Below are 21,456 nucleotides of genomic sequence, written 5' to 3'. Positions count from 1 at the left end.
GCGTGGTAAATGGACCAGAGCATGCGCTTTGCGCTGGGCAGCATCGTTATCGGTATTTTGGTATTAGCGCTAAAATACTTTGCCTATGTGATGACTGGCTCCATCGCATTCTACTCTGATGCTCTTGAAAGTTCGATCAATATTGCCAGTGCGTGTGCTGCTGCCGGGGCGTTGTACCTGGCGCGGAAGCCTGCTGATCAAAACCATCCTTATGGGCATTACAAAGTCGAGTATTTTGCTGCTGTCTTGGAAGGTGTGCTGATCGTTCTGGCCGCAATCCTTATTCTGCGTAAGGTTTATATGGGTTTGACCGAGCCGTATGAACTTGATTTCAGCATTGAAGGTATTGCTCTGAACTTCCTTTCCTCCGTCATCAACTGCGTTTGGGCGATGGCGTTGATGCGAATTGGTAAGGTACACAGGTCACCCGCTTTACAAGCAGATGCGCGGCACATTTTGACAGATGTTTATACATCTGTTGGTGTGTTGGTTGGTATCGCGCTTGTTTGGGCAACGGGTTGGCAGATGTTTGACCCGATCCTTGCAGGTATTGTCGCGCTGAACATCATGTGGTCCGGTTGGAAGCTTATGCGGGAATCTGTGGGTGGCCTTATGGATGAAGCTGCACCGGAGGAAGAGCAAATTGCGATCCGGGCCCTGATTTCAAAGTTTGGTGATGGGGCACTGGAAGCGCATGACCTGAGAACGCGTCATGCCGGACATGTGACCTTCGTTGACTTTCACCTTGTGGTGCCCGGTGAGATGAGTGTGCTGGATGCTCATGCGATCTGTGACCGCATCGAGGAAGGCATTGCAGATAAAATGCCAGGTGCGCGTGTTACGATACATGTTGAGCCTGAAAATCACGCGAAACATTCCGGGATCGTGGTTTTATAGGTATTGGAAGCGGGTGCGCGTGGAAGGGAATGGCGGCGAATCTGCCTTTTTGACAGGCCTGCGGTCATTGGCTTAGGCTCCCTGTTTTACGAGGCAGCCTTGAAGTAATCCTCCCGCAACAGTGCCGTGCCGTCCGACTGTAGGATCCATAGTTCTTTTGAGATATTGCCGTGGGCTTTGTTCATTTTCCAGTCAGCGGAGAGAATAGCTGAGCAGTCGCCTGCCGCGACGAGTTTGGGGTTGATGTATTCCATATTGGAGAAGCCCTCGCGGATGAGCATTTGCCAAAATGCCAGAATTTCAGCGCGTCCATGATAGGTTCCAAAGGGCTGGGCTTCCATGATGGCATTGGCCTCGTAGCAATCTGCACAGCCTTCTGCATCTCCGGAGTTAAAGGCATTTCGCCACTTCTGGCTTCCCTTTTTAACTGCTGCTTCCAGATCGCTGTTCATCGTGGGGCTCCAAAGCTGGGGCGTATGCACCCCTTTGTTTGGACGTAGGATGAAGAGCGAATCTTGATTAGAAATGGATGTGTAGGGCATTCCTGAAAGTAGCACCTATGAAAGGTGAAGTCCGTCTTTCAAATGTGGTGGGCGGATTTGAACCGACTAGTAAGCTGGGGTATCAACTTTCCTAAGCTTTTGCATTGCTTTGTTTTTATAGTGTTTCCGTTGCTTACTGATCCAATCGGCTCGGTGTTGCAGGTAGAGCTTGTAAAGGTGCTGGTCGAATTCTCTGGGGGTGTACACAAAGTTACCTGCTTCAGTGAAGCTGGTCAGTTCTCCCACGTATACTTTTTGATTGTCTGAATACAGATCGACGCGAATAAAGCTAAACCCTTCGGAAAGGATGCGAGCGATTTCCAGCATCCGTTCGAGACTATCTGGTCTTTCGGGTTTCTTATTAGGGCTGCCTGGATACAGGAGCTGAGCTTTGATGGGCTCCCATTGCGGTGTGAAGATATCCTGATAGTGGGTTCCAAACCGGTCTGTGTCCTTCCAGATCATGACTGGTTTGCCGAAAAAGCATGTGATTTTATAGTCGGGCAGGGGCAGGTTGTTGTTATCGCACAGCATCTCTTCGACAATGTAGCTTGGGCTTATATCGTGATAAACCCATTCCACCTCTTTGTTGTGTCGCAGGTCCATCCAATGCTTCGTATCCTCCTCAATTTCAGCAATGTCTGCTGACGTGAATATGAGGTGGACGCGGCCGCTTGCGTGGTTTGGTTTCAACACGAATGGCTTTGGGTATTTTTCGAGCGCGAGGTCATTGAAATTGTCGCGGACATCTAGGGCTTCAGGGAGATATCCATCCCCCAGCTTTTCCTCAACATACCCGCGAAACGCGATTTTATCGCAGATGATGGACCTTGATGCATTGTCCGGGAATGCCATGGTCCTCAAGAGTAGGTCCCTGTATTCTTGTGGCTCTAGAATATTGGGCACACTGCCGGACTTCTTTATGGGTGTTTTTTGGAAGCGAAACGGGGTTGGCCAGACCTTGCTGAGAAGCTTATTTTTCCGGCTCATCAGTTTTTGTTTTAGAAATCCGCCCATTTAGAAACCTCACTAGTATGATTTCTAATTTTTAAGGCGTATTGCGCCACGGCGGCATTCTTAATTGTTGTAGTTGGATGAAAGAAAGCCCCACATAAAGTGCGGGGCTTTCTGCTTTTTGATTAGTGAGCCGCTTAAGAGCCGCTTTTCTCTGTCACGACTTAGAGGCGCTGTGAGCCAGTTCCGAATTCAGGATAGGCTTCCACTCCGATTTCAGCTTTGTCGAGGCCCAGTGCTTCATCTTCTTCAGTGACACGCAGGCCGATCACCAACTGAATCGCGTACCATACGATGGTTGAGGCGGTGAAAGTGAAGGTGCCAATCGCAGCAACGCCGATGAGCTGGGTGACATAAGATGCGTCTGAGTTGGACAACGGAACGATGAGAGTTCCCCAGATGCCTGCTAGCAGGTGAACCGGAATTGCCCCAACCACATCATCAATCTTCAGCTTGTCGAGCATTGGAACCGCGAAGACCACGATTGCGCCGCCAGCGCCGCCAATGAGCACAGACTGAAGAACGCTTGGTGCCAGAGGTTCAGCAGTGATGGATACCAGACCAGCAAGAGCGCCATTGAGAGCCATTGTGACATCGACTTTTTTGTAAAGCGCTTGTGTCAGCATAATTGCGACCACGACACCGCCAGCAGCAGCCATGTTGGTGTTTGCAAAGATGCGGGAGACGTCTGTTACGTCGCCAATAGTGCCCATTGCGAGCTGGGATGCACCGTTAAAGCCGAACCAGCCAAGCCACAGGATAAAGGTACCCAGTGTTGCCAGAGGCATTGAGGACCCTGGCATTACGAAGACCTGACCGTTCTTGCCGTATTTGCCTTTTCGTGCTCCGAGTATGATGGCGCCTGCAAGGGCCGCCCAGCCACCGACTGAATGCACAAGGGTTGAGCCAGCAAAGTCGGCAAAGCCCATTTCTGAGAGCCAGCCTGCACCCCACTGCCAGGAGCCTGTGATCGGGTAGAGAACACCGGTAAGAACAACCACGAACAACAGGAAGGCCCAGAGCTTGATGCGCTCTGCCATGGTGCCTGAAACGATGGAAGCTGTTGTTGCACAAAAGACCATCTGGAAGAACCAGTCGGAGGCTGTGGAGTAGCCAGCATCCAGTGCATCACCGCCCACTGGATCGAAGGAGTAGGGACCGAAAGACCCCATGAATCCTCCATCAACGCCGGTGTACATGAGATTGTAACCGGTGATCCAGAACATAATGCCAGCGATGGAGTATAGGGCAATGTTCTTCAGGCACTGCATCGAGACGTTTTTTGTGCGCACTAGGCCTGCTTCCAGCATGGCAAAGCCAGCAGCCATCCACATCACCAAGAAACCACCGATCAGGAAGAGCAGGGTGTTGAAGATGTAAGCCGTGTCGACAGCAAGTGCGTATTTCTCTTGGGCCATCGCCGGAAGAGTGGAAAGTGCCAGGAATGATCCAGCGGCAACAAGGGTGGTGGAGCGTTTCATTTTCTCTATCCCCTTCAGTAGATTATATTGCTTGCGCGTCGGCTTCGCCGGTGCGAATGCGAACGACTTGATCAATGGAGTAAACGAAAATCTTGCCGTCTCCGATCTGGCCGCTTTGGGCTGCCTGGCTGATGGCTTCGACCACCTTGTCTGCCATGTCAGACGCAACTGCGACTTCGACCTTTAGTTTTGGGAGGAAGGTGACGGCGTATTCTGTGCCGCGATAAATTTCAGTGTGGCCCTTTTGGCGACCATATCCTTTGACCTCGGTTACCGTGAGACCCTGAATGCCAAGGCTGGTCAGTGCATCGCGCACCTCGTCCAGCTTAAAAGGCTTGATAATTGCCATTACTATTTTCATGTCAGATTCCCCATTCCCCTCTTTCGTCCATCGTGCCGTAAAGAGTTCTGGAGACCTCTTTGAGACCGGGAAAATGCCTGTTTTACAGGTTGCCCTGAAAATGCCCGGTCAACACGTTTGCCCCCTCTCTTTCAAAGAACGTGCCAGTTTCCATAAATATCGATTATTTTCCTATCTAGAGCGATGTAGCACGCGAAATAAATTATAAAATTCAGCGCTTTGTTTGAAATATAGTTTTCTGGCGGGATAAGGGAAATGGCTTGGAGGCTGGTGAGAGGCCTGTCAAAAAATAGGCAAACTTCAGAAAGAAGTCTGCCTATTATGTGATCAAAACTGATAGGTGCCCAAATTTAGGTCAGTCAATTTATGCGCTAAATCCACCCGAAGCCAGGAAGTCAACTTCGATGGGTGTTGAGGTGCGGCCAAGAACTTTGTTGCGATGTGGGAAGCGGCCAAATCGGCGGATGACGTCCATATGGATGAGCGCGTAGTGGTAGGTGTCCTGATCATCAAGTCCTTTGAATAGCTCCACGCTTAAATCCTGCATATCCATCTCCTCTGAGTGCTCAAAAGGCAAGAAGAAGAATGTGCGGTATCCCTTGGGGAAGGCCTTATGAAAGTTCTTGTTCAGGGATTCCAACGCAATGCGTAAAGCCTTTGCATCGAATGCGAACGCTTTTGGTGTCCCTCGAAAAATGTTGCGGGGAAATTGATCGAACAACAAAATAAGGGCCAAAGTACCGTGTGGGGTTGAGGTCCAGCTGTTGTACTCGCCACGGTCTGCTGCTTCTACGTCGGCTTCAAATTTCTCGCGAATTTCTATGTCGAACTCTTCGCCGCCGTTAAACCACTTTGGTCCGCCGGCAGACCACCAGAAATCTAGGATCTCAAGCGCTTTGTCCGTCTCTACTTTTTCGTAGTCTTCTGTAATCGACATAATCCCCCCCAAATAATAACTTTACTGTTGCTCAGAGTTCCATTAGCCCAGCATCAAGCACATTGCCATAAAGAGTAGCTGGTGAAATATTGGTGAAAGATACACAAATTCTGGACCTGAGAGGTCTCAACTGTCCGTTGCCGGTGATGAAGACCCGCAAGCACCTTAAGCGCATGACGAAGGGGGAGCAACTGGTTGTGAAAGCCACTGACCCGATGTCTGCGATCGACATTCCACATATGTGCCAAGAAGACGGCCATGTGCTGATTGAGAGCAAGATGTTGGATGATGTGCGTCAGTTCACGATTGAATGCTGACGTTGTCTAACAAGGTAAGTTAGGCGTCATATAATTGGTCTAGTTTGCGGGCCAGCTTGAAATCAAGTTCGGTTATCCCACCAGCATCATGGGTGGTAAGTAACACCTCCACTTTGTTGTAGGTGTTCGTCCATGTAGGGTGATGGTCCATTTTATCTGCCAGAATTGCAGCGCTGGACATGAAGCCAAACGCGCGTGCAAATGACCGGAAAGTGAAGGTGCGCTGTATGGCGTTATCATCTTCAGAAGATGTCCAATGCGGTAACTCTGCAAGGGCGAATTCTTTTGCGGTAGAGGTCAACAGCTCGGGCACAAGACCACCTTTCGGGTTATTGCGGAGATCACCTCAGATTTAGTAGGTTTTTCGGGCTTGTAAAATCCGCGGATATTTGGGTGGGGTCCTGCGAAATTCTGGACAGAGTTTTAGTTGGGTTAAATATTCAGGTAGTCAGATTGGGAGGGAGACGTGGTCGTGAAGCAGCGTCGTGTTCTTTTTGTATGTCTTGGTAACATTTGTCGTAGTCCCTTGGCTGAAGGTGTGTTTCGGCACCATGTCAAACAGGCCGGACTGGAAGAGCAGATTTACGTTGATTCAGCGGGTACTGCGAACTGGCATCGCGGTAAGAAGCCCGATATCCGTAGCATTCAGACCGCCCAAAAACATGGTATTGATATTTCTAATCAAGAAGCGCGCCAGCTGGAGGATGAGGACTTTGAGAAGTTCCATTATATAGTGGCGATGGATTCCACCAATCTAGCCAATATTCAGGCCAAAGCTCCGTATTTGCATACGGCAAACGTGCGGCTGCTTTTGCAAGATGAGCAGAAAGATGTACCGGACCCTTACTATGGCGCAAATGAAGGCTTTGACGAGGTTTACGAACTCGTGCGAGGTGGGACTTACAATTTTCTTCAGGAAATCAGAGATGTGATGGAACCGACGGAAATCTAAGGTTTCCTCACGCTGATTCATTGAAGCTCCGCATTGATCTGCGGAGCTTTTTTGTTTTGTGAAGGCAAGTGTTATTTGAACTTGCGCACGAAGCTTTTAACGCCTTTGGCGCACCAGCATGTAGTTGTGCTGATTTTGGTAGAAAGCCAGTTGCCAGCCTTGGTGAAAGAGGTTTCCAGATTGTCTGGTTGTGCCCATGTGGGCGTGCGCTGGTACAGATACTGGTAGACTGCAAGGATCACCAGCATGGTGATGCCCCAAGAGAGCAATGTGTCTGAGAAATAGTGCCCACCAAACGCCACGCGGTTTGCAGAAAGTACAAGCACCAGTGTTCCAATGGCAGCGGCAAGCGGAGCGCGAAGTGGTTTTGGCGCAATGAAAACCAAAGTGAGCAGCCAGATGGATGCTGAACCTTCTCCAGACACAAATGAGCAGTTACTATCACAGGTGTTAGTTGGTTGCCATACGCCGATAAATGGCAGATCCCCACCGAAAATATCTGTTTGGCGCGGTCGTGGGCGGCCCCACTGATTTTTGAAGAGCAGGTTGACGATAATCCCCGGACCCAGAATGAGGGTGGAAAGCACGAAGATAGGGTGCCTGAGATCCATCAGGGCTTTGAGTTTTGGCAGCGCGAGCTTGATGAGCAGCACCAGCACCGCAAGGCCAGCGACCCACTGGAAGATATAAATACCAAAATAGCGAACGCTGCGCCAAAACGGGTCTTTGGAAACCGGGAAGCTTCCTTCGCCATTATAAAAGAAGCTGGAAACCCAGATATCGAGCGCCGGGAAAATCAGAAAGATCGCCGAGACAATAAGGATATATGCAGAGACCGCTGTGATTGGGCGCTCGCAGCAGAAACTGGTGATTTTCTTGAGTATTGGAGACTTTGTGCCGTTTTGCACCACGGGAATTCCTGAGCTCTCTTTTTTGGGTTACAAGGCGGTATACTTGTTTTTGGGCGTTGCGCCAATGTGCTGGCTTGAAATTCCATTGCTGCTCAGCAAGATTACCTTTGTATTGCCAAGCACTCACATACGGGTATGCGAGAGAGATAATTGGTTTCCATACCGGTTCGCGCAGGTCTAACCATATACTCTGCGGTTTATCGGCATCTTTAAGCAGAAAGAGAATTAATGCCTCGGCTTGCGTTTTATTATGAATTTGCCAGCCCATATTCCTACCTGAGCGCAGCGCGTATTGAGCAAGTTGCGAAGGACAGAAGGGTTACGATTGAATGGCGCCCTTTCTTACTTGGGCCGATCTTTAGGCGTCAAGGCTATGAAAGTTCTCCGTTCCTAGAGAACCAGCGCAAATGCGCTTATATGTGGCGGGACGTTGCACGTTCGGCAGCAAACCTCGGGTTGCCCTGGACGAAGCCGCGTATCTTTCCTGCCAATAGTTTGCTGGCGTCACGTATTGCCTATGCAGGGCGCAAGGAGCAGTGGATCGGTGCATTTTCACGGGCGGTGTTTCATATGGCCTTTGCGCTGGACGAGGATATCTCCAAACCCGAGCTGATGGTTGCATTGCTGCGCGAGTTGGATTTGGATGCCGAAAAAACCTTACGGACAGCAGAAACGACTGAAGTTAAAATCGGCGTTCGGGCGGCTGTTGCGGAGGCAGAGTCTTTGGGGGTGTTTGGCGCCCCGACCTTCATCACCGAAAAAGGCGAGTTATTCTGGGGCAATGACCGGCTTGATGAAGCGCTGGACGCTTCTTTTGTTCGCATCGGTTAGGTCTAGGAATGGAGCGTGCTTTCAAGAAGGCTGTAAAGAGCTGAGGGATTGATTGGCTTTTCCAGAATTTGCGTGAAGCCTTCCTGAAAAAGTCTTGGTCGCTCTTGTTGGGCAACGCTTGCGGTGATGGCAAAGCAGGCTTTTGGTTTGGTAAGACCGCTTGCAATCATCTGTCTAAGAGTTTGTGAGCCGTCCATCTCTGGCATGTTCAGATCCAAAAAGATCACGTCAGCGGGTGTTTTCTGCTGTAATTCTAAAGCCTGTTTGCCGCTGTTTGCTGTACGCACCAGTAGGCCGAATGATGAGAAAATTGCGGCGAGCACCTCTCTGTTTGCGGTATTATCATCAACAAGAAGCACTGAGCCTGATAGCTCTGAGCGAGTGGCTACTGTCGCCTCTGCTGCGGGTTGTTTCTCGCGCTGAATTTCTTGAAGAGGCAGGATCAGCTCAAAACAGGTTTCGCGCTTACTGTTGGTTATGAGGCGCAGATCCCCGCCAATTTCGCATGCTAAGTGACGAGCGCTCCACAAACCAATGCCATGGCCATCGGCTTTCCTTTGTAGCGTGGGTGCTGCATCCATACGGGATGCCTGTTCAGGCTTTAAGCCTGGGCCAGCGTCTTTTAGCGTTACGACAATATTAGGTGTGTGATTAGAGAACTTGATATGAGCGCTAAGGATGATTGTTCCTGGATTGCTGTACAAAATGGCATTGTCGACCAAAACGGCAAGAATGCGTTGTAGCTCATCAGAGTGCGTTGTGTATGCCGACATTGCATCGCGTGACCAGCGTTTGGTGAGGGTGTGGCCAGAACTTTGGGCTTCTGGCGAGAACAGGTCCACGATATAAACCAACTGCTCTAAAATGGACTTTGGCGCGGTTTCAGCTCGGCTTGCAGTCCCGTGGTGGGTTTGGGTGTGAGAATGAGAGGAAAGGAGCTGGTTTGTCAGTTCATTTAAGGAGCTGAGGGCTTTTTGCAGCGTTTCCAGATAGTGCTGCTGCTGATTACTGAGGGGCTCTTGTGCGATCAGATCAGAGACTGTCTTCATGGCGGACAATGGTGTTTTCAGGTCGTGCACCAGCCTTGCCGTATCCTGCTTTGGGTCTTGATGTGACGCAGGCATGGGATAGCTCCTTGATCAATGCTCACAGAAGAGCTTAAAACACTGGCAGAAAAAGTTCGCCTCATTCTGCCAAGCATCCACCGAGAATTTATTGATGCAGATCGCACGTGTGTTTGCTTATGCTTTGGGGTATTGGCTTTAAAGCAGCTTGTTTGTTTTGTGTTTCATGAGCTGCTTTTGGTTGTCTTCTATCGTGTATTCCTGCCCGGAAACCGGCGGTTCTTTTCCAAGAATACACTTTAATAGTAAAAGAGAACGGGCGCGGAATGCTTTTTAGTACGCTACATGTATTGTTTCCCATTTTTGCAACTGTGGGTGTTGGTTACGGATTCGGGTATATCGGCGTTCTGGGCAAACAAGTTGGCGATAACCTCAGCACTTTTTGCATCTCGGTACTTATCCCGGCGCTTATTTTCCGAACACTGGCGACATCTAATCTTGCCGGGCTCAATCCATGGGCGCTTTGGGGCACTTACTACACTGCGCTGGCGACCAGTGCGCTGCTGGGTGGGTACACGGTTCGCAAGCTGTTTGGCCGGGAAGCAAGAGCTGCATGCATCGGTGGTTTTTCTGCGGCCTTTTCCAATATCGCATTGGTTGGCATTCCTGTCATTACATCAGCCCTCGGGCAGGATGCACTCATTCCGATCTCCCTGATTATCTCGGTTCACACACCAACGGTGACACTGGTGTTTGTGCTTGTCATGGAACGGGCCGTGGTGGTGGATGGTTATCAAGAAGCAAAGCCGTTTAAAGAGGTGGTGTATGGGCTGCTTAACACGCTGCTCAAGAGCCCGTTGATTCTGGCTATCATTCTGGGACTGAGCTGGAATTTCTCGGGGCTTGAATTACCAACACTGTTGGACGGGGTGTTGTCTCCCTTAGCGAAAGCGGCGAGCCCTGTTGCGTTGTTTTCTGTCGGCATGACCCTGCTGAATTATGGTATTCGAGGGAACATCGCGATTGGCAGTGTGCTGAGTATGCTGAAGATCGTGGTTATGCCAGCACTGGTTCTTGTGCTTGGTGCCTATGTGTTTCAATTGGAGCCGCTTTGGGTGGCTGTTGCAACTTTGGCGGCGGCGTGCCCCACTGGTGTTGTGGCTTACCTATATGCCAGCAAATTTGGCACAGGGCATGCCATGAGTGCAAACTCCATTAGTTTGACGACAATCCTATCAATAATCACGCTGAGCTTCTGGCTGTGGGTGTTGAATTTGCTGGGATACTGAAAGGCCAGATCAATTTGAGTAGCAAAGATTTAGAGATGGAAACTTGTCTTATATTCGATCTAGATGGCACATTGGTTGACAGTGAGCCCTTATGCTCGCAGGCTTTTCTAGATCTTTTGCCAGAGATAAACGTACCACTTTATGAGCTAATGAGACGCTTTAGAGGGCGCAAGCTTTCTGCGATTTTGGAAGATCTAGAGTGTATTCTTGGGCGCAGTCTGCCAGAAGGTTTCGAAAAGACGTATCGGGCACAAGTGGAGTTGTTGTTTAACGCAGAGCTTGAAGCCTTTCCCGGCGTGCACGAGGCTCTTTCTGATATCCCTATGAGGATGTGCGTTGCTTCAAGTGGGCCGCGGGCGAAGATTGAAGCAGCGCTTGAAAAAACAAACCTGAGCCAGTTCTTTGGCTCAAGAATATTTAGTTCTTATGAAGTCGGTAGCTGGAAACCTGAGCCGGGGTTGTTTTTATATGCTGCCAAAGCGCTACAATTTGCACCTGAGCGATGCATTGTTGTCGAAGATAGTGATGTTGGCGTTAGAGCTGCAAAATCTGCAGGGATGAAGGTGCTCAGATTTTGCGATGGGCCGGACCATAAAGTAAATGCAGATACATTTTCATCTTACAAGCAACTAACTGGGCTCCTATCTGTCATTGTGCCCCAGTCCTAGCGCTAAAGATGCAGTCGCTTTTTGATCTGGGAAGGTGTCATGCCGTTTGCTCGCAGTTCACGCAGGGAGGTGTCTTTGGCCGATTTGGAGAGTTTGCGGCCGTCGTCGCCTAAGATCAGATCGTGATGTTCGTAACAAGGCTCAGGTAGGTTGAGCAGGGTTTGCAGCAGGCGGTGGACACTGGTGGCGTCGTAAAGGTCCCTTCCGCGCAGTACATGAGTGACGCCTTGCAGAGCGTCATCTAAGACCACAGAAAGATGATAGCTTGTTGGTGTATCTTTACGGGCGAGTACCACATCTCCCCAGGCGGCTGGGGCGGCCTCTATTTTTCCGCCATGCGCTTCTTGCCAGAATAAAGGTATACCGACCATTTCAATCGCCTTGGCCATATTGAGGCGCAGGGCGTAAGGTGCTTCTATCTTGTAAAGGTCTGCCTGTTCTTGTTGTGAGAGCATGTTGTGATCTCCCGGGTAGAGCGGCGCTCCGTCTGGATCTCTGGCCCAAGGGGTGCCTCGCTTATCCTGCTCAGCCACAAAGCGTTTGATCTGGGCGCGGGTAAGGTACGCCTTGTAGACGAGGCCCATCGTATCCAGCTTTTGCAGTGCTTTTGCATATTCCTCAAAATGGCCGGACTGCCTGCGAACTGGTGTTTCCCATTTTATGCCTAGCCATTGCAGGTCTTCCAGCATGTTTGCCTGCAACTTGGGTGTGCAGCGTGCTGTGTCGATATCCTCTATACGCAGCAAAAACCTGCCGCTGTATTTTTGCGCGGCCTCGTAATTGAGAATGGCCGAGTAGGCATGGCCCAGATGTAGGTGGCCATTTGGAGAGGGGGCAAAGCGATAGACAGGCAAGCTCATTTGCGAAATGGTTCTACTTGGAATAATGACAGATACGTTATTAGAGCATCTTTGCCAGCTTGAGGAGGGGGCGTTGAGACCCATCGATACGCTTGAGGATATTGAGCGGGAACTTTCTGCCCTTTTGATGTTGGATGAGCGGCTTGTTCATGTGAGTGAAGTTGCCGGTGAGGTTCCATTACGCAGGCGATCTGCGGATTTCGCTGGGCTTTGTAATATCGTTGTGGCGCAGCTGCTTTCCGTTGCCGCTGCTGCAAGCATCTGGGCGCGGCTGGAAGCGCTTGTGGTGCCGTTTGAGCCGGACGTGTTGCTTTCCATAAGTGATGAAGAATTGCTTGGGGCCGGGCTCTCCAAGCCCAAACTGCGCACGCTCAAGGCTATCGCAGATGAGTTAAAGGGTGGGTTGGTACTTGATGAAGCAGTGACTTGGCCGGGGGATGTGGCACACAAACGCCTCTGCGAGATCAAAGGTATTGGCCCATGGTCTGCGGATATTTTTTTGTTGTTTTGCGCTGGGCATCCAGACGTTTTCCCGGTTGGAGATGTGGCGTTGCAAGCTGCGGTTCAACATGCTTTTGGGTTGGAGGAGCGACCCAAAGGAAAGGTTTTGGAGAGTATCGCTAAAGTTTGGTCGCCACATCGCGGAACCGCCGCGCGATTGTTTTGGGCGTATTACCGTGTGATGAAAGAAGGCAGAGAGACACTGCCAGTTTGAGGAGTTTTATATGCCTCATGAGCTTGAGAGCATCCGATTAGAGCCAAGCCATGCGCCAGTGCGAAAGTTACTGGTTCTGCTTCATGGGTACGGCGGTGATGCGGGCGACATGGAGCCGACTGGCCGTGCTTTGCGTGATGGTTTGCCGGGCACTGCTGTTGTGTGTGTGAATGGCCCTGAACCTTGTGCACATTGGGTGGAGGGCAGACAATGGTTTGCGGCTATGGATTTTGATGCACGAGAGATCTGGCATGGTGTTCAAGCTGCAGCTCCTCTGATCAACCGAGTGTTGGATGCGGAGTTGGAGCATTATGGCCTCAACAACCGTGATATGGTGCTTGGTGGCTTCTCTCAAGGTGCAATGGTGGCATTGCATGTTGGGTCGAGGCGGTTTGTTGAACCTGCCGGTCTGCTGAGCTTTTCTGGTATTTTGGCCGGGCCGTCTCACCTCATCGAACAAATGGTGGTTCGCCCACGTGTGATGCTTTTGCAAGGCAGCGATGATGATGTTGTTAATCCGACGTCTATGGATGTGGCTGAAAGCGTATTGCGATCAGCCGGTTTCGACGTGGAGGCACACATGATTGAAGGACTGGAGCATTCGATTGACGCGAAAGCTGAAGCATTCGCGCTGAGATTCCTCCGCTGGCGATTTGGAATGGACACTGCCGCCTCTTAAGCAAAGCTAACGGCTGGGCCAGACGTGTCATAAATTCCAACTGGCCTGACTGGTTCAGCTCTCGCGGTCTGCGATGTAGCGCGACAGCGTTTTAAGGGTTTGGGCTTTGTCGCCATATGGCTCCAAGAGCTCGTCGGCCTCGTGGATTAAGCGATCAAGTTCCTGACGTGCGTTCTCCTCACCCAACAAGCCAACCAGAGTTGCCTTCCCAGCTTCTGCGTCTTTGCCTGTGGCCTTGCCAACAACTTGCGCATCACCGGTTAAATCGAGCAAGTCATCTGCTAACTGGAAAGCCAGGCCGATAATTTCTCCAAAGCGGGTGAGTCGCGCGATATCATCTTCAGAAGCACTGGCGAGGATTGCTCCTGCTCGACATGCGAAGCGGATGAGTGCGCCGGTCTTCATGGCTTGGAGTTGACGGATTTCGGCTTCTGTTCTGTCTCGGTGTTCTGAAGCCAGATCGAGCATTTGACCTCCGGCCATGCCGCCGATGCCGGAAGCACGGGCCATCTCCTGAGACAGACGCAGGCGGATTGCCGGGTCTGGGTGCACTCTTTCATCAGCGATGAAATCAAATGCAATTGTTAGGAGAGCATCGCCCGCAAGAATGGCAGTGGCTTCGTCAAAGGCCTTGTGGGTTGTTGGGCGACCACGGCGGACATCATCATCATCCATTGCAGGAAGATCATCATGGGCAAGAGAGTAACAATGAATACACTCCAGCGCTGATGCAGCGATGAGGGTTCCTTCTTGTGTATGCCCGAGCAGCCGCGCAGCCTCCACCATCAGGATTGGACGCAGTCGTTTGCCGCCAGATAATGCGGCATAGTTCATTGCTTCTTGTAGGCGCTTAGGACGTGCGACTTCCTGAGAAAGCAGCGTCTCTCCAAGTAAAGATGTGAGCTTTTCTTCAAGAGACTGAGCGGTGTCGGTGATGACCGCTTTTAATGCAACAGACACAGGACCTTATCCTAACAGCAAGTAAGTACGGCGGGGTTGAAAGCGTTTACCAACGCAACAAATGATAGTCTGATCGTTTGTCCTGAAAACTGCTAAAGGTCAAGTGAAATGCTATATTACTGTTAGGATACCTCGGATTTCCGCTCATTAAATATTATGGTGAGATTTCCTGCGGAGTTGCCTTGTGTAGCTTTTTTTTATTAGGTTAAACTAAAAGTTACGTTGAGGTAGGTATTAAGAACCTCGCGACAAGGCGCCCTAGTAAGTCAGCTATAAGAGATGATAGGGGAATAAATATGCGTGTACTCTCCAAGGTTCTGGAAAGGTTCTTCCAGAAAGGTCAACTCATAATTTTCGATGCCAAAGGCCGAAAATATGTTTTTGGCAGTGAAGGAAGCGGCCCAACGGTGGCAATACGTTTTCACAGTAAGCTGCTGCCATATACGCTCTTGATTGATCCTGAGCTTAAGACCGCAGAAGCTTATATGGACGGTTTGATTACCCTCGAGCCAGGTTACAAATTGAATGATCTGACAGCCATAGTTATGATGAATAACGGTTTGATCACGGACCATCCAATTCACCGCTTACTTACGTTCATGAGAGAGGGGCACTCGCGGCGACGCCTTGGTCTGAATCTGAAAAAGAACAAGGCGAAGGTGCGACACCACTATGACCTGTCAACGGACCTGTACCGGCTCTTTTTGGATGAAGGGTTGAATTACAGCTGCGCGTATTATCGTGATCCTGATGACACACTTGAAGAAGCTCAACAGGCTAAGCTGGACCATATTGTTGCGAAGCTGGATCTTTCGCCAGGCATGTCCGTGCTGGAAATTGGCGGCGGCTGGGGGTCTTTGGCTATTCGTATGGCTCAAGCTGGTGCGCAGGTGACATCACTTAACGTTTCTACCGAGCAGATCAAGATTGCGGAGGAACGGGTAAAAGCGGCGGGTCTTGAAGACAAAGTTGACTTTGTTTGCCTGGACTATAACGAGTTTAATGGAGAGTTCGACCGTGTTGTTTCCGTCGGTATGATGGAGCATGTTGGAATAGGCAACTTGGAAGCCTATTTTACAAAAGTACGAGATTGCCTGAAGGAAGATGGTTACGCGGTGATACACTCCATCGGACGCTGTAATCCACCAAGTGTGACAGGCCCGTTTATTAGCAAGTATATTTTCCCAGGAGGGTACTGTCCGTCCCTTTCAGAGACCTTCATTGATCTTGAGAAAACAGGGCTGTGGGTGTGTGATAACGAAATTCTGCGCTTACACTACTACTACACGCTTCGGGACTGGCGGAAGAAGTTCGAGGCGAACCGCGATAAAATCAAAGAGCTGTACGATGAGCGCTTCTGCAAAATGTGGGAGTTTTATCTGTCTGGCTGTGAGATGATTTTCCTTCACGGACGACTGATGGTGTTCCAGCTCATGCTTTCGAAAAAACGGGATGCTGTGCCGATCGTTCGTGATTTCATTGCGGAAAATGAAGAGGCGATGATTGAGCAACGCGATGAGCGGCGAAAATCGGCTTAGGCAGACATCGGGTAAAAGCAGTTGAGGCGCGAAACGGCCTCAGCTTGGGCGTGATATCGTCTGAACAGACTCGTGACTGTCAGCTCAAAGGCTTTGCGTGCGGCAAGAGTGGCACAAAAAAAGGGCGCGTCCTGTGGATACGCCATTAGCCTACACCTACGAAAACGTTGAGTGGCTATTCAGCCGCTTCCAGTTCCAGCTCTGACGCTTCAAGAGCAATTGCAGAGGACTGGATGATAGACGCGAAGCGTACAGCGGTTTGTACCATCTCGGCCGTGACGCCAGCTCTGCGCAAAATAGCTTCATGGCTATCTATGCACATGCCACAGCCATTGATTGCGGATACGGCAAGTGACCACAATTCGAAGTCAACTTTATCCACACCCGGCTTGCCAATGACATTCATGCGCAATTTGGCAGGCATGGTTGAGTACTGCTCGTTCGATGAGAGGTGAACAAAGCGGTAGTAAACGTTGTTCATGCCCATGATGGATGCAGCAGCTTTGGCAGCGCTCATTGCTTCTGCGGACAGATGCGGAGCTGCTTCGGCGATCAAAGCCTTCTTTACAGTGTCGTTGCGTGTGGTGATCGCGCAGGCAACAATCAAGCCGTACTTCTGCTGCGTGCTTAGAGATTCATCAGTTGCCATTGAACTTAGGTTCAAACGAATATCCTTAGCAAAATCGCCGAGGCGCGACTTCAAAGTATCGATGGACATGTTGTTTCTCCTGATGAATTTAGCGCTGTGTTTTGTGCAAAGTGTAATTTAGTGAACAAAAAGGCCGGAGCTTTGCGATGTTTCGCATTAAAAGCTCCGGCCTTGGAAGATCCGGAATTAAGCTGCGATGATCTCGCCGCCAACTTCACGGTTACATGGGCAGAGTTCGTCGGTCTGCAGAGCGTCGAGAACGCGCAGTGTATCCTTCGGGTTACGGCCAACATTCAGGTTGGTTGCGTAAACGTGCTGGATGGTGTTCTCGTTGTCGACGATGAAGGTGTAACGGTAAGCAACGCCGTCTGGGGAGCGAACGCCGAGGCCATCGATGAGAGAGCCGTTGGTGTCAGCAAATGACCAGATTGGCAGCTTGTCGAGATCTGGGTGATCACGGCGCCATGCGAGCTTACAGAATTCGTTGTCGGAAGAACCACCGAGGACAATTGCGTCGCGGTCTTCAAATTCACCAGCGAGACGAGCGAATTCAGCGATTTCGGTTGGGCATACGAAGGTAAAGTCTTTTGGGTAGAAGAAGATTACTTTCCACTTACCATCGAAGCTTTTTTCGGTGATTGCTTCAAACGCGCTTTCGCCGTTTTCTTCATGGTTGTTGAAGCCTGGCTTTACGCCAACAACTTCAAATTCTGGAAGTTTTTCGCCGATACCGAGCATGTAACTCTCCTAAATATCCGTGGCGCCTCATGAGCGCCGATTAGTGGTTCTAATGAAGATTTGAAAATTCGCGTCTTCGTTGGGGGCTTTATGCATCTATTAACAATATCGGTCAAAACGATAAAAACGAAGATGTCTATCGATAAAATCGAACGATATGCTATGTTATCTGAGGAATGGCCGATTTCAGCCAAACTTAGAGAAATTCTAATCTACAGACTTTGATCTGTGTCATCTGGTCACACAATGTTACCCACATTAAAACAACTTCAGTACTTTAAGAGCCTCGCTAAACACCTGTCCTTTTCCAAGGCTGCAGCGGCTTGTTTCATCACGCAGTCAACGCTGTCAGCTTCCATCAAGCAGCTGGAAGGGGTGCTGGGGTGTGAATTGCTCGACAGATCCGGTCGCGCGCTGGTTTTGACAGAAACCGGCGAACGGGTCCTGGAAAAAGCTTCTTTGCTGCTACGAGATGCAGAGGACCTTGTGCAAGGTGCTCGTGCTCAAAGTAAGCCGCTGTGTGGTCGGTTTCGCCTTGGGGTGATTCCCTCCATCGCACCGTTTTTGTTGCCTCGGTTCTTGCCACACCTTCGTCAGCTATATCCAGGTTTACAGTTGTTTCTTAGGGAAGACGTCTCTCGCAATTTGATGACAGCATTGCGGGAAGGGCGGATTGATGCTGCGTTGGTGGCGTTGCCCTATGACACATCTGGATTTGAAGTGGCCGAAATCGCCAGTGATGCATTCTACCTTGCAGTGCCGAACGGGCATCGGCTGTGTGAGGCCACACAGGTCAAGATGGAAGACCTTGCAGATGAGGTGCTGTTATTGCTGGAGGACGGGCATTGTTTGAGAAATCATGTGCTTGCCGCAACGGGAGGTCGTATGCTGGCGACAAATGAAGATGCACAAGCCACATCTTTATCAACACTTGTGCAAATGGTGGATAACGGGATTGGTGTAACGTTGGTGCCGAGCATTGCGGTCGATGCTGCAATTGATCGCGGGACCTCCTTGAAGCTCATTCGGATTGCCGATAAGAAAGCGCGCCGAGAAATTGGCTTGGTGTGGAGACGGAAATCTTCTTTTGAAGGGAACGCAAAACTGCTTTGCAATGCGCTGGAAAACTTTATGGTTGATGCGCAAAGAGAAACCTCTGTTCCTCAACATTTATTGGAGAATGGTGCTTGAAGAAAGCGCGCTTAAAGGAGAAACCAGAGCCATTGAAACGCAGGATTAGGCGTTGGCTGTTAGGTGCTCTGGGGGTGATTGTGGCTCTGCCAGTGGTGCTGACATTGCTGTATTCAGTGGTTCCTCCTTATTCCAGTTTGATGCTTTATCGCAGTGTAACTGGCCAACCTGTTTGGCGTGAATGGGTGCCACTAGAGCAAATTACCGTTAATTTACAACGCTCTGTCGTTGTTTCGGAGGATGCTAAGTTTTGTCAAAACTTCGGCGTTGATTGGTCTGCTGTTCAAGGTCAGGTTGAAAAACTGATGGCAGGCAAACGGCCTCGCGGGGCAAGCACAATTACAATGCAGCTTGCCAAGAACCTGTTCCTCTGGAATGGACGCGATTATGTGCGCAAGGCACTGGAAGTTCCGCTGGCATTTATGCTTGATGCGATCTTGTCGAAACGGCGGATTCTGGAGATTTATTTGAACGTGGCAGAGTGGGGTCCTGGTATCTTTGGTGTGGAAGCTGCCTCGCAAACTTTCTTTGGGAAAAGTGCTGCAAAACTATCGCTGTCGCAGGCCGCTTTGTTGGCAACAGCGCTTCCTAATCCCGTTGCGAGAAATCCTGCGAAACCTAGCTCTGGACATCGAAGGCTAGCCAGTATAAACCGTAGCCGAGCTCAGGTGGCCGGCGATGTACTTAGCTGTATTTCGGCGACGGAGAGGTAGTGCGAAATTATTTTCGTAAAAAGGCTGGCAAATGCTTTGCTTTGCCTGTATAACCCCCGCCAATCTGACAGATTGTGTATTTCGCACGTTAACGCCGCGCTTGAGTGGCGCGTGCGTTTGTGACGAGAGAGAGAGCTACAATGGCTGTTCCTAAGAAAAAAGTATCGCGTATGAAACGCGGCTTTCGCCGTTCTGCTGACGCTCTGGCACAACCGACTTACGTGGAAGACAAGGATTCCGGCGAACTTCGTCGCCCGCACCATGTTGACCTGAAGTCTGGTATGTACCGGGGTCGTCAGATTCTTCAGGCTAAAGACGACGTCTAAGACTGAAGATATCAGCGCGAGTTGATTAAAAAAGACCGTCCTTTGGGCGGTCTTTTTTTTGTTTATCGATTCGAATTGAATAACAAAAGGCCACTTCACTATGCGGGGTGGCCTTTTGTATTGCGCTATCGTTGGCTCTCAAACGCCAGTCGTGCGGCAAGCCCAGCAAATACAGTGCCGAGCACATAATTGGCTAAGTGCTTTAGTTTGCCACTGCCGCTGAATGACTTCATGAGACGGCTGGCAGCCATAATGACCGTCCCGTTGATGATAAGCCCGACGGCGTTCAAAACTGTTGCAAGAGCTAGGATTTGTATTCCTACGTTACCAGCCTCTGGTTTTACAAACTGAGGAAACAGTGCAAGCACGAATACTACCATTTTAGGGTTGAGTAGGTTTGTCAGGAAGCCTTGCCGAAACATCTGTGATGATGAATGTTTGCGAATTTTTGACGGTAGGGTGTCGCCCTGTGGAGGAGACGTAAATGCCTTCCAAGCGAGGAATGCCAGATAACCTGCACCGACAAAGCGAACAACATCATAGGCAATTGGTACGGCCAGAAAGAGCTGAGATAAACCTAAGGCTGCTGCAAGCGCGTGGGCATAAGTTCCCATTGCAATGCCAGCGAAGGTTGCAAGTCCTGCCCGCCGGCCTTGAGCCGCACTGCGCGAGGCAATCAGCAACATATCTGGACCGGGAGTGGCAGTGAGGGCGAGGGAGGCAACTGCAAATATAAGTAGGGTTGAATAGTCAGGCACGTCGATACCACTCATGTTCGATTTGCAAACGAACGTGTATATAGAGATTGCGTGTATGTAGCAATTGAGGGCGCACAAAAAAGTGATCAAAAAAAAGAAAACCGCCCCGGATGAGGCGGCTTCATTTTTTGTTTTTCTATTTCTTATGGGCGGTTGAGCAGGTGGCTTATTGCCTCCGGCTTAACCGTTGGCGACATACTGTGCGCCGTTGATGGTCATGACAGAGCCAGTTACGAAGGCCGCGGCAGTTGAAGCGAGGTAGCAGACCATGCCTGCGATCTCTTCTGCTTTGCCAAGACGTCCGACCGGGATCTGGCCGATAATGCCCTCCAGCACCTTTTCTGGCACTGCGGAGACCATGTCTGTATCAATGTAACCTGGGCAAATGCAATTTACGGTGATGCCCTTGCGCGCTGTTTCCTGCGCTAAGGCTTTTGTGAAACCAATAACACCTGCTTTTGCTGCGGAATAATTGGTTTGGCCGATCTGGCCTTTCTGTCCGTTGATGGAAGAAATGTTGATGATCCGACCTGCACCGCGTGCGCGCATGCCATCCAGCACTGGACGGCTCATGGTGAACATGGAATCCAAGTTGGTTTTCATCACTGCTGACCATTGGTCATAGTCCATCTTGTGGAACCAGCCATCGCGCGTGATGCCTGCATTGTTGACGAGTACCTCGATGTCTCCGAGGTCGTCAGCTACTTGTGCTATGCCAGCTTCACAAGCTTTTGGGTCGGACACGTCCCACTTGTAAACCTTGATGCCGGTTTCTGCGCTGAATTTATCAGCCGCCTGCGTGTTGCCTGCATACGTTGCCGCAACTGTGTATCCCGCATCCTTAAGACCTTTGGAAATTGCCGCGCCGATGCCGCGCGTTCCACCAGTTACAATTGCTACCCTGCTCATCGATAAATCCCCGCCTTAGGAATAAAATATTGGAAACCACGTTTACAGGTAATAATAATGACGGAGCAAAGACAACTCCGTCATTAGTTAGGGAATTGACTTAAACCTTACGCAGGGACCATAAAGCTTAATTATTCCAAATACGTGGCACTAGTA

Annotated in this window: 26 protein-coding genes; 12 read left to right on the top strand and 14 right to left on the bottom strand. The window is 50.2% G+C overall.

Features of this window, described 5'->3' with window-relative positions; all coding sequences use genetic code 11:
- Positions 1-9: 9 nt before the first annotated feature.
- Complete coding sequence (locus BMZ51_RS05735) at positions 10-897, top strand: cation diffusion facilitator family transporter (protein ID WP_068001365.1); 888 nt, start codon at positions 10-12, stop codon at positions 895-897.
- Between the two features lie 86 nt (positions 898-983).
- Here BMZ51_RS05735 and BMZ51_RS05730 read toward each other — a convergent pair whose 3' ends face one another.
- The 5 genes from BMZ51_RS05730 to BMZ51_RS05710 form a co-directional block, all read right to left on the bottom strand.
- Positions 984-1,349: a YybH family protein gene (locus BMZ51_RS05730; RefSeq protein WP_068001362.1), complete on the bottom strand. Its 366-nt coding sequence runs from the start codon at positions 1,347-1,349 to the stop codon at positions 984-986.
- A gap of 156 nt (positions 1,350-1,505) precedes the next feature.
- On the bottom strand, positions 1,506-2,456 hold the full coding sequence (locus BMZ51_RS05725; RefSeq protein WP_068001359.1) for an ATP-grasp fold amidoligase family protein: 951 nt from the start codon (positions 2,454-2,456) through the stop codon (positions 1,506-1,508).
- A 161-nt stretch (positions 2,457-2,617) separates the two neighbouring features.
- Entirely contained in the window at positions 2,618-3,934 is a 1,317-nt protein-coding gene (locus tag BMZ51_RS05720) for an ammonium transporter (protein ID WP_068001357.1), read from the bottom strand.
- Between the two features lie 22 nt (positions 3,935-3,956).
- Positions 3,957-4,295: a P-II family nitrogen regulator gene (locus BMZ51_RS05715; RefSeq protein ID WP_068001354.1), complete on the bottom strand. Its 339-nt coding sequence runs from the start codon at positions 4,293-4,295 to the stop codon at positions 3,957-3,959.
- 364 nt (positions 4,296-4,659) lie between these two features.
- Positions 4,660-5,232, bottom strand: a complete 573-nt coding sequence (locus tag BMZ51_RS05710) for a DUF924 family protein (RefSeq protein WP_068001351.1) — start codon at positions 5,230-5,232, stop codon at positions 4,660-4,662.
- A gap of 92 nt (positions 5,233-5,324) precedes the next feature.
- Between BMZ51_RS05710 and BMZ51_RS05705 the strand changes: the two genes are divergently transcribed.
- Positions 5,325-5,549, top strand: a complete 225-nt coding sequence (locus BMZ51_RS05705) for a sulfurtransferase TusA family protein (protein WP_068001349.1) — start codon at positions 5,325-5,327, stop codon at positions 5,547-5,549.
- 19 nt (positions 5,550-5,568) lie between these two features.
- On the opposite strand, the gene BMZ51_RS05700 is transcribed toward BMZ51_RS05705, so the two are convergent.
- A complete protein-coding gene (locus BMZ51_RS05700; RefSeq protein ID WP_068001346.1) occupies positions 5,569-5,862 on the bottom strand; it encodes a 4a-hydroxytetrahydrobiopterin dehydratase in 294 nt (97 codons plus the stop codon).
- Between the two features lie 153 nt (positions 5,863-6,015).
- Here BMZ51_RS05700 and BMZ51_RS05695 point away from each other — a divergent pair, with 153 nt between their 5' ends.
- Positions 6,016-6,501, top strand: coding sequence for a low molecular weight protein-tyrosine-phosphatase (locus BMZ51_RS05695; RefSeq protein ID WP_068001343.1), 486 nt, complete (start codon positions 6,016-6,018; stop codon positions 6,499-6,501).
- Between the two features lie 71 nt (positions 6,502-6,572).
- Here BMZ51_RS05695 and BMZ51_RS05690 read toward each other — a convergent pair whose 3' ends face one another.
- On the bottom strand, positions 6,573-7,409 hold the full coding sequence (locus BMZ51_RS05690) for a phosphatase PAP2 family protein (protein ID WP_208979321.1): 837 nt from the start codon (positions 7,407-7,409) through the stop codon (positions 6,573-6,575).
- Positions 7,410-7,640: 231 nt separating this feature from the next.
- On the opposite strand from BMZ51_RS05690, the gene BMZ51_RS05685 reads away from it, so the two are divergent.
- On the top strand, positions 7,641-8,243 hold the full coding sequence (locus tag BMZ51_RS05685; RefSeq protein WP_068001337.1) for a 2-hydroxychromene-2-carboxylate isomerase: 603 nt from the start codon (positions 7,641-7,643) through the stop codon (positions 8,241-8,243).
- Positions 8,244-8,245: 2 nt separating this feature from the next.
- On the opposite strand, the gene BMZ51_RS05680 is transcribed toward BMZ51_RS05685, so the two are convergent.
- Entirely contained in the window at positions 8,246-9,367 is a 1,122-nt protein-coding gene (locus tag BMZ51_RS05680; protein ID WP_068001336.1) for a hybrid sensor histidine kinase/response regulator, read from the bottom strand.
- A gap of 266 nt (positions 9,368-9,633) precedes the next feature.
- Here BMZ51_RS05680 and BMZ51_RS05670 point away from each other — a divergent pair, with 266 nt between their 5' ends.
- Entirely contained in the window at positions 9,634-10,596 is a 963-nt protein-coding gene (locus BMZ51_RS05670; protein ID WP_068001326.1) for an AEC family transporter, read from the top strand.
- A gap of 35 nt (positions 10,597-10,631) precedes the next feature.
- Positions 10,632-11,264 (top strand): HAD-IA family hydrolase, encoded by a 633-nt coding sequence (locus BMZ51_RS05665; RefSeq protein WP_068001405.1) that lies wholly within the window; start codon positions 10,632-10,634, stop codon positions 11,262-11,264.
- A 2-nt stretch (positions 11,265-11,266) separates the two neighbouring features.
- Here BMZ51_RS05665 and gluQRS read toward each other — a convergent pair whose 3' ends face one another.
- Positions 11,267-12,124, bottom strand: coding sequence for a tRNA glutamyl-Q(34) synthetase GluQRS (gene gluQRS / locus BMZ51_RS05660; RefSeq protein ID WP_068001323.1), 858 nt, complete (start codon positions 12,122-12,124; stop codon positions 11,267-11,269).
- A 73-nt stretch (positions 12,125-12,197) separates the two neighbouring features.
- On the opposite strand from gluQRS, the gene BMZ51_RS05655 reads away from it, so the two are divergent.
- Both BMZ51_RS05655 and BMZ51_RS05650 read left to right on the top strand, forming a co-directional pair.
- Entirely contained in the window at positions 12,198-12,839 is a 642-nt protein-coding gene (locus BMZ51_RS05655; protein WP_068001402.1) for a DNA-3-methyladenine glycosylase family protein, read from the top strand.
- Between the two features lie 10 nt (positions 12,840-12,849).
- Positions 12,850-13,518 carry an alpha/beta hydrolase gene (locus BMZ51_RS05650; RefSeq protein ID WP_068001320.1) on the top strand — a complete coding sequence of 223 codons (669 nt, stop codon included), beginning with the start codon at positions 12,850-12,852 and terminating at the stop codon, positions 13,516-13,518.
- Between the two features lie 54 nt (positions 13,519-13,572).
- On the opposite strand, the gene BMZ51_RS05645 is transcribed toward BMZ51_RS05650, so the two are convergent.
- Positions 13,573-14,478: a polyprenyl synthetase family protein gene (locus BMZ51_RS05645; protein ID WP_068001316.1), complete on the bottom strand. Its 906-nt coding sequence runs from the start codon at positions 14,476-14,478 to the stop codon at positions 13,573-13,575.
- Positions 14,479-14,774: 296 nt separating this feature from the next.
- On the opposite strand from BMZ51_RS05645, the gene BMZ51_RS05640 reads away from it, so the two are divergent.
- A complete protein-coding gene (locus BMZ51_RS05640; RefSeq protein WP_068001313.1) occupies positions 14,775-16,016 on the top strand; it encodes an SAM-dependent methyltransferase in 1,242 nt (413 codons plus the stop codon).
- Positions 16,017-16,191: 175 nt separating this feature from the next.
- Here BMZ51_RS05640 and ahpD read toward each other — a convergent pair whose 3' ends face one another.
- Both ahpD and BMZ51_RS05630 read right to left on the bottom strand, forming a co-directional pair.
- Complete coding sequence (gene ahpD / locus BMZ51_RS05635; protein ID WP_068001311.1) at positions 16,192-16,734, bottom strand: alkylhydroperoxidase, AhpD family; 543 nt, start codon at positions 16,732-16,734, stop codon at positions 16,192-16,194.
- Between the two features lie 117 nt (positions 16,735-16,851).
- Positions 16,852-17,403, bottom strand: coding sequence for a peroxiredoxin (locus BMZ51_RS05630; protein WP_068001306.1), 552 nt, complete (start codon positions 17,401-17,403; stop codon positions 16,852-16,854).
- 246 nt (positions 17,404-17,649) lie between these two features.
- Between BMZ51_RS05630 and BMZ51_RS05625 the strand changes: the two genes are divergently transcribed.
- The 3 genes from BMZ51_RS05625 (at position 17,650) to rpmF (ending at position 19,633) form a co-directional block, all read left to right on the top strand.
- On the top strand, positions 17,650-18,594 hold the full coding sequence (locus BMZ51_RS05625; RefSeq protein WP_068001301.1) for a hydrogen peroxide-inducible genes activator: 945 nt from the start codon (positions 17,650-17,652) through the stop codon (positions 18,592-18,594).
- Positions 18,591-19,307, top strand: coding sequence for a monofunctional biosynthetic peptidoglycan transglycosylase (gene mtgA / locus BMZ51_RS05620; protein ID WP_068001298.1), 717 nt, complete (start codon positions 18,591-18,593; stop codon positions 19,305-19,307). Before BMZ51_RS05625 ends, mtgA begins: the two co-directional genes overlap by 4 nt.
- Positions 19,308-19,447: 140 nt before the next feature.
- Positions 19,448-19,633, top strand: a complete 186-nt coding sequence (gene rpmF / locus BMZ51_RS05615) for a 50S ribosomal protein L32 (protein WP_068001294.1) — start codon at positions 19,448-19,450, stop codon at positions 19,631-19,633.
- Between the two features lie 125 nt (positions 19,634-19,758).
- Here rpmF and BMZ51_RS05610 read toward each other — a convergent pair whose 3' ends face one another.
- Both BMZ51_RS05610 and phbB read right to left on the bottom strand, forming a co-directional pair.
- The gene (locus tag BMZ51_RS05610) at positions 19,759-20,391 is read right to left on the bottom strand and encodes a LysE family translocator (RefSeq protein WP_068001400.1); all 633 of its coding nucleotides are present in this window, start codon (positions 20,389-20,391) and stop codon (positions 19,759-19,761) included.
- A 180-nt stretch (positions 20,392-20,571) separates the two neighbouring features.
- Positions 20,572-21,300, bottom strand: coding sequence for an acetoacetyl-CoA reductase (phbB, locus tag BMZ51_RS05605; RefSeq protein WP_068001291.1), 729 nt, complete (start codon positions 21,298-21,300; stop codon positions 20,572-20,574).
- Positions 21,301-21,456 lie beyond the last annotated feature (156 nt).

The sequence above is a fragment of the Pseudovibrio axinellae genome, assembly GCF_900110875.1.
Classification (GTDB): Bacteria; Pseudomonadota; Alphaproteobacteria; order Rhizobiales; family Stappiaceae; genus Pseudovibrio; species Pseudovibrio axinellae.
This window is presented reverse-complemented; position numbering and strand designations above follow the sequence as displayed.